We start from the raw sequence: 12839 nt of genomic DNA on the forward strand, positions 1-12839 counted from the left end.
TTACTTATATTTAACAAAAAATTACAGAAAATATACGGTTGCTCCTCGGTCCTCCACTGGTTTCTTGTTAAACACCGCACGAACCTGAACCGACCATTATAGTTGGACCAGAAACAAGGTGAACGTTCGACATTGGATGGCGCCCCAAGAGAATCATCCTTTTGGAAACGGAATTAGATCCTGAACTGCAGATCAGTTGCTGGAGCTCGAAATGGACTCCACCCTTTGGATGGCCCGTTAGCCGCCAGTTGCAGCCCAAACCAGTCGATCAGAAGTAGGCCTTGGCGTTTCCGAGTTACGCAAATTTTCGAAACTGCTCGACTGCCGACTCTTTGATCCGATCAAGTGCATAACGGACAGCGGTAGTTGTCTACCAGCCGCCGCCCGTCTGAACTCGGTCCGCCTAAGCTGAAGGTTGAGTGTAGGCCGTCATCAACACCGCGATGATCACCAACTCAACGACCAGCGGTGGAAGAACCGCCTTGTCGAACCCGTCCGCGAGAATGCCGACTATGCGCCCAAGAGCGACAGCAGCCATCAGGATCGCAACAGCCACGAAGCTCAGTGTTTGACCGGTGGTCAGACCGATCACCAGCAAGGCCACTGAAGCCAGAAACAGCCCACCGATCACGGAACGTACCGTGCTGAGTCCAGCAGTTCCTACCGGTTCGATGGCAAAGTTGGCGACCATGCGTCGCGGGGCAAACATCGACATGATGCCGAGGCCAGACAGCATGAGGGTTGCGAGGATGACGAAAATATTAAGTGTGGTTTCCATTTCATTACTCCTTTGAATCAGACGAATTGGCGCAGTGCCTGGTTTGCGTTGTCCTGAGTGGTGATGTCTGACAGAGTCCCGTCGATGCTGGCTTGGTCCACGACCGGTCCGGTGGGGTAACCGGTTTGGCTGGCGTAGAAGTGACCGGTCTTGAATTCCGGGCTCAACAACCCGTCCAGATACCGTTTTGCCCCGGCTTCAACGCTGTGCATCATCCCGAACAACGGCATCAGAACACCACCTACATGTTTGAAGACAATGCGTTTCATAAGCGGCAGGTCGTCAAAGCCAGCGGTTCCTGCGGTGCCTCCCGGGCTCATGGTGACAAAGCGAACATGAGGGTGCTGACGCGCCATCGCTCCCATCCACAGGGTCGCGGTAAGTTTGGCATAGCCGTAGGTCTGCATCGGATCGCCCTCGGGGCCGAACTTGCTGCCATCGGCGATTGATTTGAACTCGTCCACCGTTCCATCGTTCAGGTCTGGGCGATGCATACCCATTTTGGGAATGCCGCGGGCGGCCTCAGATCCGGCATAGAGGATTGTGGACGTCACCAACTGCCGCTCCAACAATTCGTCTACCAGCACCACATGGCCCAGAACATTTGTTGCGAAGATATTGGTGACACCGTCGCTGGTGAGGCTGTTTGGATGCTGCCCACCCGTGCCGCCCGCATTAAGGATTACAGCGTCGATCGAGGTGGAAAGTTTGGCCACAGCCGCGCGAACCGAGGCCGGATCGGTCACGTCCATCAGAACGATTTCAAAAATCTTGCGTCCGGTCTCAAGTTCTAGCGATGTTTTTGCGGCTTTCGCTTTGGTTGGGTTTCGGCATGCCAGATAGACTTTGGAGATACCTTTCTGCAGCGCAAGCTGCCGGGCCGCCTCGCGGCCCAGTCCGGCATTTGCGCCGGTGATCAAAACAGATTGTATCTGGTTCATCGGGTTGGGTCCTTGGGTTTGCGTTTGATGGGTCCAAGGTAGTCCGGTCAATAAATGGTCTGTAGATAGGTATTTCTGGACACAGTGCTTCAAAAATGAAACACATTGCTTATGACGATTAAGGAAAGCCACACCCTCAATTGGGACGATCTGAAGTACTTTCTGGCCGTTGCCCGGACCGGAACACTGCGGGGAGCGGCTGATTGTATTCAGGTGAACCACACCACGCTGACACGCAGAGTTTCAGTCATGGAAGAACGTGTTGGCAGCCGGTTGTTCGATCGCTCTAAATCCGGCCTTGCGCTGACGCAGCTCGGCGAAGATCTGATGCCGCATGCTGAACGGGTCGAGCAGGAAATGTCCGCTGCGTCACGCGTCATTGTCGGTCGGGATGCGCAACCCTCGGGCACAGTCTATGTCACGCTTCCCCACGGTTTGGCGATGACGTCGTTGATGGATGATTTTGCTGCCTTTGCAGACCTTTACCCGGACATCATCCTGAACATGAACTTCACCAATGATGTCCGCGATTTGATGCGTCGGGAAGCTGACGTTTCGCTGCGCGTGGCTGACGAAGTGACCGACGATGTGGTTGGGCGAAAACTCGTCCAAATGTCACAGGCAGCCTATTGCACACGTGAATACGCAGAACGGATTGGTGACAATGGGGGCGAGGGGCTGCACCTGATCGGCTGGCATGAATCGGAAGAGGCGACCACAGCGAAGTGGGTGAAGGACAGCTACTACCCCAAGGCCACGTTGAAGCACCGTGTCTCAGAACTGGTTCCTCTGATCACCTTGGCGGCCTCGGGTTTGGGGATGGCTTATCTTGCGTGCAACCTTGGTGACCGCCACCCCGATTTGATCCGCGCCCCGTTTCAAAAACCAATGCCATATCGGAGCATCTGGCTTTTGCTGCATCGTGATCTTCGGAACACCGCTCGTGTCCGGCTATTCGTAGACTTTCTAGCCGAACGGGTCCGGTCCCGGCGAAACGAATTCTGGGTTTCGGGAACCGTAAAGCGCGAGTAGCCGTCATTCCTTTGGAAAAGGCTATTAGCTAATTGGCCCATCATCCCGTGGTTGCAGTAACGTGTTATTCGAGATTCTGTTTGGTGACCACCGCAATCCAGAGTTTCGCTGGCGCAACGAAACTCTGGAAATATTTTGCGCAAACGCTGGCGCGATCAAGAGGGCAGTGCCCACCACCAACTGGCTTTGAAAACACACCTCGAACTTCAGACGGATGATCGTGCGATCGCCGTAATTGTTATTTTCTTCCGGCCACAATCCGATCCAAGATTAATGCGCAGAACAAGATTGCCAAACCGGCCAGAATTCCTTGTCCCGCCGCAGCGTATTGGAGCGCCTCCAACACGTCCTCGCCCAAACCTTTGGCGCCGATCAGCGAGGCGACAACAACCATGGCCAGCGACATCAGGATGGTCTGGTTCACGCCCGCCATGATGGTTTTGTGCGCCAAAGGCAGGTCCACGCGCCACAGCAGGTAGCGAGGCGTTGCCCCGAAAGCCAAGGCGGCCTCGCGCACGGTTTCGGGCACCTGTTGCAGACCCAGCACGGTAAAACGGATCACCGGCGGGCTGCCGAAGATCATTGTTGCGACCACGCCTGCGGGCTTGCCCGATCCGATGAACGCAACCACCGGGATCAGGTAGACGAAAGAAGGCATCGACTGCATGAAATCCAAGATAGGTCGCACGATGGCAAAGGCGCGTGGGCGGCGGGCACAATAAATACCCAACGGAATGCCCAGCGTGATCGAAATCAGAGCCGCCGCGCCCAGCAGGGCAATCGTCGTCATCGCCTTTTCCCAGAAATCCAGCAGGCCCAGATAGGCCAGTGCGGCACCGGTGAAGATTGCCACACGGGGACCGGCAGACAGGTAAGCCAGCATGATGATCACCAATGCCACAACCGGCCAGGGGGTATCGACCAGCACGACCTCGATCCAGTCCAGCAAGGTGCGCATCCCGAAGGTCAGACCGTCAAAGAAGCCACGCCCGGCGGTTTTAGTCCATTCGAAAACCGCCTGCACACCGTCGCCTACGTTCAGACGCCAATCCCGGTTGGTCGGGAAGGTCTTGAGCACTGCCACCGCGTCCGGCTGTGCAAATTTGATCATCGAGAGGATCACCACCACAGCGGTCAACGCTGTTGCCACGATCAACCGGAGGATCGACCAGCCATGGGCCACACTGGCGTCTGAACGCCAGCGCGCAAACTGCCCTTCAAGCGTCCAGTTGGCCAGCGAGGCAGCCAGAAACTTGACCGCCAGCAGAAGAACGATCCCAATGATCAGATACGTGAAACCGGTAGAATCCGCTGTCCGAGCAGCCTCCTGCGCGCCAGCCAGAGCTCCTTCGAGAGACTCCGACGCGCGTTTCAATGACTCCAACGTGGCCGATCCGGATTGCTCTGCCGCTGCAATCTGCTGTCTGCGCAGCTCTAGCGTCTGCTCGATCTGAACCGCACGCTCGCGGAACTCGCGTCCAAGATCACCGAACAAGCCCAGACCGATCTGGATGTAGGCCAGCGTTTCCAAAACCAAAAACCCCAGAAACCACGACCATAGGCCCCGCGCCCCAAACCATATCGGCCCTAGGATCGCCGCCGCCTTGTTCAGCGTAAAGCGATAGCCGGGGGCTTGCATCATATAGGCGAAGGTCTTTTGGTAATAGGCTTGCCCTTGCCCTACGAAGTCCCCGATCAATCCATCCAGGCGGTCGGCGGTTTCCGGTTGGATCTGTTGCATATCAACATGTTTCATTTCGGCCCCCTTATGCCTGGCTGTCCTGAATCGCGCGGATCAGACCTGCGCGATTGATTACGCCTACGGTCTTTCCGTCCTGCGTCACCGCCACAACGCCATGACCATCAACGCAGAGGTTCATCAAATCGGCCAAATCCATATCCGGATGCGCTTCTTTGGCATCGTCCGGCACTTCGCCGTGACGTGCTTCGAACTCATCGACGGGTTTCATTACCGCATGAGCGAAGATCATGTTTAGTTTGGAAATTCCGGCCACAAAATCGGCCACATAGTCGTCGGCCGGGTTGAGGATGATCTCTTCCGGTGTGCCGATCTGCACGATGCGCCCGTCCTTCATAATCGCGATGCGGTGGCCAATGCGGATCGCTTCATCCAGGTCGTGGGTGATAAACATCGTGGTTTTGTTCAGCTTATGACTGAGCTCCATGAACTGGTCCTGCAATTGCTTGCGGATCAGCGGGTCGAGGGCCGAGAACGGCTCATCCATCAACAGAATTTCAGGGTCAGCAGCGATGGCGCGGGCCAGACCCACGCGTTGCTGCATACCACCAGACAGCTCATGCGCGTATTTGTCTTCCCAGCCGTTCAGTTCGACCAGTTCCAGCACCCGGTCTGCCTCTTCCCAGCGCCGGGCTTTTCCAGTGCCGCGGATTTCTAATGGCATCGCCACGTTGTCGCGAACGGTGCGGTGAGGCATCAGGCCAAAGTTCTGGAACACCATCGCAACGCGCCGGTTACGCAGATCGCGCAGGCCTTCATCGTTCAGGCCCATCACGTCCTCGCCATCCAGATAGATATGGCCGTCAGTGGGTTCCAGCAGACGGTTCACATGGCGTACGAGTGTCGATTTGCCCGAACCCGACAGGCCCATGACGCAGAACAGTTCGCCCCGCTCGATCTCAAAGCTGGCATCAGCCACGCCGACAACGCAGTTGAAGCGCTCCAGCACCTCAGCCTTGCTCAGCCCCTCGCTGTGGATAGCGTTCAAAGCCTCCTGCGAGCGTGCACCGAACACTTTCCACACGCCTTTTGCGTCGATTGCTATTTCCGCTGTCATATTGGCCCCATTGGAATTGTGTTGGTTCGCGCCCCCGATTGTCGGGGGCGCACGGGCTTTAGTTGGTTGTCAGACCCAACCAGCTGTCTACGGTATCGCCATTGGCGGCGATCCATTCAGCTACGACCTCATCCGTGTCACGGCCCTTGACCACGACCTCATAAGTCAGACCGCTCAGTTCACCGGCATCCATGTCGATATTGGCCAGGAAAGAGGCCGCCGCCGGGTTGCGCTGCTCCAGCGATTTCGAATGTGCGACGGTCACGGTTTTGACCGGTTCACCCGTGCTGACATGGGATTTGTTGTACCAATCGGCATCCTGATCCGGCTGAACCATCTTGTAAGTGGCCGCGTCGTGCTCGGGCTCTTCCAAAATGGTCACGTCATATAAGGCGTGCACGTAATGCGGCGCATAACAGTAGAAAGCTGCGCCTTTCTGCTGGTCGATCTGATCCTTCAGCCGCGAATAAAACACGGTTTCGTCTTCAGTTGTCGGCGTCAGGAAGGTTTCGATCCCATAATCCCGTACCCGCACCTTGAACGTGTTGGTCGAGGCCCAGCCTGAGGCTCCAACCCAGACCTCACCCATGCCGTCACCATCGGAATCAAACAGCTCTTGCGCCACCGGCGTGGCCAGATCGTAGATCGAACGGATGTTGTGATCCTCGACCATGTAATTCGGTACGCAAATTCCAGCACGCCCTTCATAGCTGCCAGAAGACAGCGCTACTGTGCCTTTCTGATCAACGTATTCGTCCGTGAAGGACGATTGGTTCGGCAGCCAGACATCCGGGTGCACGTCGATGTCGCCACGACCGCCATCCATCGAGGCAAAGATCACCGCGTTTGCGCCGGGGGCATAGCCGACCTCGCCACCCAGACGGGTTTCGATGACCTGACCGATCACCCGGCTCATGATCTTGGCTCCGGGCCAGCTGGGTTCACCCACCATAACCTTTTCCTGTGCCATCGCCGTTGTTGCGCCGAAAGCGAGGGTCAAGGATGCAATAAGTGTCAGTTTTTTCATGTATTTTCTCCCGTTGCGTTGAGTTGCATGCGCCTTCAGGCGCGCGCCCGCTTACGTTGCGGGTCTATGAATGGAATGTCCGTGACGGTGGCACGCAGGCGTTTCATCCGCCCGTCGAGTTGTCCGATCTCAAGTTGAGTGCCATTTTCCGCGTGTTCGATGGATAACCGCACCATTGCGATTGCGTGTTCCAGCGTCGGTGAGCGGGTGGCAGACGTTACCACTCCCACTTGCCGTTCACCCGCGTAGACGGGGGCACCGTGCGCTGGCACATCATCGCAGCCGATCAAAAGCCCTTTGAGTGCCCGACGTGGCTCGCGAGCGTTGCGTTCCAGTGCGGCTTTTCCCGTGAATTCGGTTTTGGTCAGATCGACGGCAAAGCCCAGACCGGCCTCAAACGCATCGATACCCGGTGCAAACTCGGCATTGGCCGCGGCCAGCCCCGCCTCAATCCGGATGATGTCCAGGGCGGCCGAGCCCATTGGGGTGATCCCGAACTCTTCCCCAGCCGTCATCACCGCATCCCAGATCGCAACGGCATCTGACTTGGAACAGAAGACCTCATACCCCAACTCACCGGTATATCCCGAGCGTGACAGCATGAATGGCGCACCTTCGCGGTCGTATAGCCGCGCGACAGTTACGCCGAACCATTTCAGATGGTCCAACCCCGGCACATGCGGTTGCGTAAAGGCGATCTTGCGAAGCAGTTCTCGCGACTTTGGCCCTTGAATGGCGAGGTTTGGCATCGCCCCGCGCAAGGCATGGACCCGCACTTGCAGGCCGCGCGCATCGGCCAGTTCTTGCAACGCCCGCCCGCTTTCCTCGGTGCCGCAACACCATCGGAAGATCTCGGGGGCAAGTCGGAACAGGGTACCATCGTCGATGACCGAGCCGCTCTCGTCACACATCAATGTATAAGACCCGCGCCAGACCGGTAGCTTAGCCACATTGCGTGTGGTGGCCAATTGCATCAGCGCCTCGGCATCCGGGCCGACAATGTCGAACTTGCGAAGTCCACTCATGTCCTGAACAGTCACTGCCTGGCGACAGGCCCAGTATTCACCCAACGTGCCGTAGGCAGGGTAACTGACGGGCGTCCAGAGATCACGTGCCGGGGCGAAATGCTGTGTCAGCGGCGAGAGACGGTCATGAAACGCGGACTCCTGACTGATCGACATGGGAGCGTCTTCCTTTTCGCGATAAGCAACCGCTCGGCGGATGGGTGTTTCGGGGCGGTAGATGCGCACATGCACATCGGTAGGGTTCCAGCCATTGATGGGATCAATGTCGTCCGGGCAGGCGGTCGAGACACAAACCAGATCCTCAAGAGCGCGCATGGCGACATAGTCACCGGGACGCGAGTGGGATTCTTCGGTCAGAATGTGATGGTTCGTCGGGTCGATCCATGTATTCCAGAAGAAGTTGATTGCAGGCCACGCAGCCCGCCGTGAGACGCCGTAGGGGGCCAAGGCGTTTGACATATTGTCCGAACAGTTCAGATGGCCAGGGAATCCCCGCTCTTCATACCCGCGCGCGGTGCAGGCCAGCCCGAATGTGTCATGTCGACCGCATGTATCCTGCACGACGTTCAACAGCGGCCGCATCTCGCGATCAAAGAACTTGTCCAGCAAGCCGGGGCCGGGGTAGGCGCGGCGTACCATCGACCGGGTCGCGGTTGAGTCGATCATCCACTCTTGCCCCTGATCCAACCCAGACGCCCGCAGCGCCATGAAGTCAGAACACTGCTGGCCTTCGATATCAATGATCTGAACAAGTTCGCCAGCCTTCAGCTCATAGGCTAGCGCACTACCGCGCTGTACCGTGAATTCGTCCCGCGTGTCGCCCAGCAAGGGTGGCAAAAGCGGCCCTTTGGATGTTGCTGATTTGTGCAGGACAGTTATGTTCCCGGTCGCACGGCCTTCAATCAACCCTGCAACCCCAGCGGTATGGATCACCCAGACCGTTACCATGTGGTCCGCGCGGAGAATCAGCGGCTCGGGCGCGTGGTCCAATCTGTGACAGGGAACCTGCCGATTTCCGCCGTTCGCCGTGACCCAAGTCAGGAGCCGTGTACTGTCAAAATCGCCCCATTTGATCAGCCCGGTTGCCGCCAAATTCAGCGCTGCCAGTCCCGATTCCCCATCATTGCTGAACGCCACAACATCCAGTGCTTGCTTTGGGCCAAACCCTTCTATGGAAAGCAAATCACCGGGCTTTGCGATCAGTCGAACTGCCTCACGCGGAGTAAGGTTATGCATGCGGGTGTCAGACGCTTTTTGAAACCCAGGGAACAGGCGGCCAGGGCCGTCAAACCCTGAATTCGTGAACGCATGTAAGACAGATGACCCCTGCATATCGCTGCTGATTTCCTAAAATGTAACTAGTTACATAGGTTGATGAAACTAGTTACATATGTCAACACTTTACTCAGAAACCAGCGAACCGGACGCCAAAACCAACGATGCAAAAAGCTCCAGAGCCTAAAAAACGCGCAAATCTCAGGGATGTCGCAAAAGCTGCGGGCGTGTCCGTTGCTACAGTGTCGCGGGTGTTGAATGAACCGAAGGTGGTTAAGAAAGACACTCTGGAAAAAGTTCAAGCTGCCATTGCTGACCTGAAATTTGTCCCAAGTGCCGCCGCGCGCGCCATCAACTCCGGACGCACCAGATTTGTCGGCGCCTTGGTCCCAACTTTGGACAACGCGATTTTTGCCCGCTTTCTTGCGGCGTTAGAACGTAAGTTATCGGACCACCAATTGTCGCTGATCGTAGCGACCACCGAAGCAAGTCTGGATATCGAAGCCGAGAAAGCCAAAAGCCTGCTGGATATCGGAGCCGAGGGTCTGATTATCACAGGAGCCACGCACAATCCTACGCTTCTCGATCTGATCGAGCGCGCCATGTTGCCCACAATCATTACGTCTTTCTTTGACCCCGAAAACCCATTGCCGACCATCGGATATGACAACGCGGCTGCGGCACAACTTGGCTTGCAACATCTTGTCGAGCTCGGACATCGCAACATTGCTGTCGTGCATGGTCCGGTTCACGACAATGACCGCACTCGAGCTCGCCTTGCCGGCATTACAAACTTTCCCTTCACCGGAAAGCTTTCAACCTTCGAGACCGAGATTAGCCATCAGGGCGGGGTAGACGTTGCAAAACATCTAGGCGGTCTGAGCACCAAACCCGAGGCAATTCTATGTCTATCCGACGTCGTCGCCCTGGGGGTTTTGCTTGGTCTTCAGGCCCAAAACATCAGCGTCCCAGACCAGATTTCTATGGTGGGCGTTGACGACCTTCCAATATCGTCCGTGACCGTTCCGCCACTGACAAGCGTACATCTACCCGTTTCCCAAATGGGTGAACGAGCAGCAGATGCCCTAGCCAATTGGATCGAAACTAATCAGGCACCCAAATCCGAAGAGCTTGATACACGTCTCGTTGTTCGGAACTCCACAAAACGATTTTGAGACAACCGGGTCTTCACGATTTGCGACACGAGCGAGACTATGGATGATGCCGAAGGCCCTGTATGGGCGCTGACCCCCAGTCGGTACAGTCCACAGAAGATGCCCGCGAGAAGCACACTTGCGCATTCATCGAGACGCAGCGAATACCGGATGAATTTCAGTAAAGGTGCTGATTTAATGGAAAGGCTTTGAGTCGCAAATGGCAGAGTCCGTGCGCCCCTGGAAAGCAGAGTGTAACAAAAACAATGGATTATCTGTGCTTCACTGGCAAACCTATGCGTCGCCCCACATGAATTGTAAGGCGACATATAACTCTGCCACCAGCGACGGAGCCTTGCCATTTTCGCCTCACGTCCATCATCCAGTGTCGAACCGATTTGATTGATCCCGACAACCTTTTTGGGAAGATCATGGTTGATTTGCAGACCAGATGCCGAAGACACTGTTTTGCCTGTTAGGATTGCGACGATGCGATACCGATGATTGCCTGGGTTAGCAGCCCACTTCAATTACTTGAGGTAAGTGTTGAACCAATCGATTGTCCGTTCCCAGGCTAGGTTTGCCATCTCCTCATCATAGCGTGGCGTACTGTCGTTATGAAAACCGTGGTTGGCATTTTCGTAAATATGCGCCTCGTAAACCTTATCGTTGGACTGCAGAGCGGCTTCGAAATTCGGCCAACCTGCATTGATACGTTCATCAAGCTCGCCCATTTGAATCAGCAACGGTGCCTGAATTTTTGCCACATCTTCAGCGGCTGGCTGACGGCCATAGAAAGGCACACCGGCGGCAAGTTCTGGGTAGGCCACCGCAATTGCACTGACGACACCACCGCCATAGCAGAAACCCACAGCGCCGACCTTTCCGGTGCAATCTTCTCGGTTCAACAGGTATTCAAAGCCATTGAAGAAATCGTTCATCAGTTCGACCTGGTCGACTGTCTTTTGCAGCTCGCGCCCATCAGCATCATTGCCTGGGTATCCGCCCACCGAAGTCAGGCCGTCCGGAGCCAGCGCCATAAACCCGGCTTTCGCCAATCGGCGCGCCACATCTTCGATGTAGGGGTTCAAGCCGCGATTTTCGTGGATGACCAGCACCGCGGGCAGGGGCTCTTCCACTCCAGCGGGACGAACAAGGTAGCCCCGGACATCGCCGGTTCCATTCGGTGAAGGATAGGTAATGTAGTCCGCGTGGATATCGGGATCGTTGAATGACACTTGCTGGGCCAATGCATAGTTGGGGCTGAGCATGTTCAGCAGCGCGGCAGCCGTTAAGCTGCCAACCGCGAATTTTCCGGCGCGCTCCAGAAATTGGCGTTTGGTGATCTTACCGTGCGCATAATAATCGTACAGATCTAGAAGTTCCTGGTCGAAGTCTTTTGCCGTCATGCGAGTCATGGTGAATCTCCTGATGAGTTGGCGGTTCAAACCGTGGGGTATTGTCAGATCAAAGGGTCATGGTTCTGTTATTGGACACTCAGTCCAGTTTTACGCAGCCTTGAGATGTTCCAATGCGGCCTGAGTGCCGCCTGCGTTGTGAGGCATCCCGCTTTTGGCCAGCCCCAGTTCTACGCCTGAGAGTGTGGCCATCAACATCAGGTCGTTGAAGTCGCCCAAATGACCTATGCGAAATACTTTGTCGGCCACTTTGGACAGACCATTTCCTAGCGAGATATCATAGTGTTCCAGTGCCGCTGCACGAAAGGCGTCGGCGGAGTGCCCTTCAGGCACTTTAACTGCGGTCAGCACGCCAGACTCCTGTCCTTGGCGAGCGCATAAAACCTCGAGGCCCCAGTCTTGCACGGCAGCCCGAGTCGCGGCTCCGTGGCGAGTATGCCGAGCGAAAACGTTCTCTAGCCCTTCCTCGTGCAACATATCGATCGCCTCATTCAGTCCATAGAGAAGATTGGTGCCGGGCGTATAGGGGAAGAAACCATTTTGGTTTGGCTCGACCATACCCCGCCAATCCCAATAACTTCGCGGCGTGGTCACGGATTTTGAGTGTTCCAGTGCACGATCGCTCACAGCGTTGAAGCTTAGGCCAGGCGGTAGCATCAGCCCTTTTTGCGAGCCTGAGACACAGACATCAACGCGCCAATCGTCGAACCTAAATTCAATTGATCCAAGGCCAGAGATGGAGTCGACGATCAGAAGTGCAGGGTGCTGCGCAGCGTCCATAGCTCTGCGCACGTCCTCAATAGGCGAGACTGACCCGGTGGACGTTTCATTGTGTACAACGCAAACCGCCTTGATCTCATGCTGACTATCTCCGCGTAGGCGGTCTTCAATCTGATTGGGGTCCGCACCACCACGCCAATCTCCTTCAATCAGCTCTGGCTGCAATCCTAGTTTTCCAGCCAAGTTGCACCACATGAAGGCGAAATGTCCGGTTTCGAACATGAGCACTTTTTCGCCCGGCGACATTGTATTCACAAGTGCGGCTTCCCATGCGCCTGTGCCGGATGAAGGGTAGATGAAGACGTTCTGTTTTGTCCTGAAAATCGTTTTCATGCCATTGAGGGCCTTTTCCCCAACTTCGGCAAAATCGGTTCCTCGGTGATCAATGGTCTGCGTGCTTATGGCTTTTAGGATGCGCTCGGGCACAGCACTTGGCCCTGGAATTTGCAAAAAGTGTCTACCCGCCTGACGCATTTGAACTGTGATCCTTACGCTGGTGCCAAAAGAGCGGTGCGATTACCTATTGCAAAAGTTAATTATGAATTCATTATTCAGTCAATGGTGAAGTGAAGCGTTAAGTTGGGCTTACAGGG

Annotated in this window: 10 protein-coding genes; 2 read left to right on the plus strand and 8 right to left on the minus strand. The window is 55.9% G+C overall.

The window, feature by feature from the left end:
- Nucleotides 1-403: 403 nt before the first annotated feature.
- Nucleotides 404-778: a DUF4345 family protein gene (locus ACR0IY_RS15140; RefSeq protein WP_480674671.1), complete on the minus strand. Its 375-nt coding sequence runs from the start codon at nt 776-778 to the stop codon at nt 404-406.
- Nucleotides 779-795: 17 nt separating this feature from the next.
- On the minus strand, nt 796-1719 hold the full coding sequence (locus ACR0IY_RS15145) for an SDR family NAD(P)-dependent oxidoreductase (RefSeq protein WP_480674672.1): 924 nt from the start codon (nt 1717-1719) through the stop codon (nt 796-798).
- A gap of 111 nt (nt 1720-1830) precedes the next feature.
- Between ACR0IY_RS15145 and ACR0IY_RS15150 the strand changes: the two genes are divergently transcribed.
- Nucleotides 1831-2751 carry a LysR family transcriptional regulator gene (locus ACR0IY_RS15150; protein ID WP_480674674.1) on the plus strand — a complete coding sequence of 307 codons (921 nt, stop codon included), beginning with the start codon at nt 1831-1833 and terminating at the stop codon, nt 2749-2751.
- Nucleotides 2752-2989: 238 nt separating this feature from the next.
- Here the strand turns inward: ACR0IY_RS15150 and ACR0IY_RS15155 are convergent, their stop codons facing one another.
- Genes ACR0IY_RS15155 through ACR0IY_RS15170 form a run of 4 tightly spaced genes read right to left on the minus strand, consistent with a single transcriptional unit; the run spans nt 2990 to nt 8855 of the window.
- Nucleotides 2990-4507, minus strand: coding sequence for an ABC transporter permease (locus ACR0IY_RS15155; RefSeq protein WP_480674675.1), 1518 nt, complete (start codon nt 4505-4507; stop codon nt 2990-2992).
- A gap of 10 nt (nt 4508-4517) precedes the next feature.
- Nucleotides 4518-5567, minus strand: coding sequence for a quaternary amine ABC transporter ATP-binding protein (locus ACR0IY_RS15160; RefSeq protein WP_480674677.1), 1050 nt, complete (start codon nt 5565-5567; stop codon nt 4518-4520).
- A 58-nt stretch (nt 5568-5625) separates the two neighbouring features.
- Nucleotides 5626-6594, minus strand: a complete 969-nt coding sequence (locus ACR0IY_RS15165) for an ABC transporter substrate-binding protein (RefSeq protein ID WP_480674679.1) — start codon at nt 6592-6594, stop codon at nt 5626-5628.
- Nucleotides 6595-6629: 35 nt separating this feature from the next.
- Nucleotides 6630-8855 carry a DUF1989 domain-containing protein gene (locus tag ACR0IY_RS15170; protein ID WP_480674681.1) on the minus strand — a complete coding sequence of 742 codons (2226 nt, stop codon included), beginning with the start codon at nt 8853-8855 and terminating at the stop codon, nt 6630-6632.
- A 203-nt stretch (nt 8856-9058) separates the two neighbouring features.
- Here ACR0IY_RS15170 and ACR0IY_RS15175 point away from each other — a divergent pair, with 203 nt between their 5' ends.
- The gene (locus ACR0IY_RS15175) at nt 9059-10069 is read left to right on the plus strand and encodes a LacI family DNA-binding transcriptional regulator (protein ID WP_480674682.1); all 1011 of its coding nucleotides are present in this window, start codon (nt 9059-9061) and stop codon (nt 10067-10069) included.
- A 509-nt stretch (nt 10070-10578) separates the two neighbouring features.
- Here ACR0IY_RS15175 and yghX read toward each other — a convergent pair.
- Nucleotides 10579-11466, minus strand: a complete 888-nt coding sequence (gene yghX / locus ACR0IY_RS15180; protein ID WP_480674684.1) for a YghX family hydrolase — start codon at nt 11464-11466, stop codon at nt 10579-10581.
- A gap of 90 nt (nt 11467-11556) precedes the next feature.
- Nucleotides 11557-12720: a pyridoxal-phosphate-dependent aminotransferase family protein gene (locus ACR0IY_RS15185; protein ID WP_480674686.1), complete on the minus strand. Its 1164-nt coding sequence runs from the start codon at nt 12718-12720 to the stop codon at nt 11557-11559.
- Between the last annotated feature and the right edge of the window lie 119 nt (nt 12721-12839).

The organism is Ruegeria sp. BC1 (assembly GCF_056539305.1).

Bases quoted from the DNA above. Each gene is read 5' to 3' on its own strand.
- yghX (WP_480674684.1), bottom strand. From the start codon at position 11,466: ATGACTCGCATGACGGCAAAAGACTTCGACCAGGAACTTCTAGATCTG.
- ACR0IY_RS15160 (WP_480674677.1), bottom strand. From the start codon at position 5,567: ATGACAGCGGAAATAGCAATCGACGCAAAAGGCGTGTGGAAAGTGTTC.
- ACR0IY_RS15150 (WP_480674674.1), top strand. From the start codon at position 1,831: ATGACGATTAAGGAAAGCCACACCCTCAATTGGGACGATCTGAAGTAC.
- ACR0IY_RS15140 (WP_480674671.1), bottom strand. From the start codon at position 778: ATGGAAACCACACTTAATATTTTCGTCATCCTCGCAACCCTCATGCTG.
- ACR0IY_RS15155 (WP_480674675.1), bottom strand. From the start codon at position 4,507: ATGAAACATGTTGATATGCAACAGATCCAACCGGAAACCGCCGACCGC.
- ACR0IY_RS15145 (WP_480674672.1), bottom strand. From the start codon at position 1,719: ATGAACCAGATACAATCTGTTTTGATCACCGGCGCAAATGCCGGACTG.
- ACR0IY_RS15185 (WP_480674686.1), bottom strand. From the start codon at position 12,720: ATGCGTCAGGCGGGTAGACACTTTTTGCAAATTCCAGGGCCAAGTGCT.
- ACR0IY_RS15165 (WP_480674679.1), bottom strand. From the start codon at position 6,594: ATGAAAAAACTGACACTTATTGCATCCTTGACCCTCGCTTTCGGCGCA.
- ACR0IY_RS15175 (WP_480674682.1), top strand. From the start codon at position 9,059: ATGCAAAAAGCTCCAGAGCCTAAAAAACGCGCAAATCTCAGGGATGTC.
- ACR0IY_RS15170 (WP_480674681.1), bottom strand. From the start codon at position 8,855: ATGCATAACCTTACTCCGCGTGAGGCAGTTCGACTGATCGCAAAGCCC.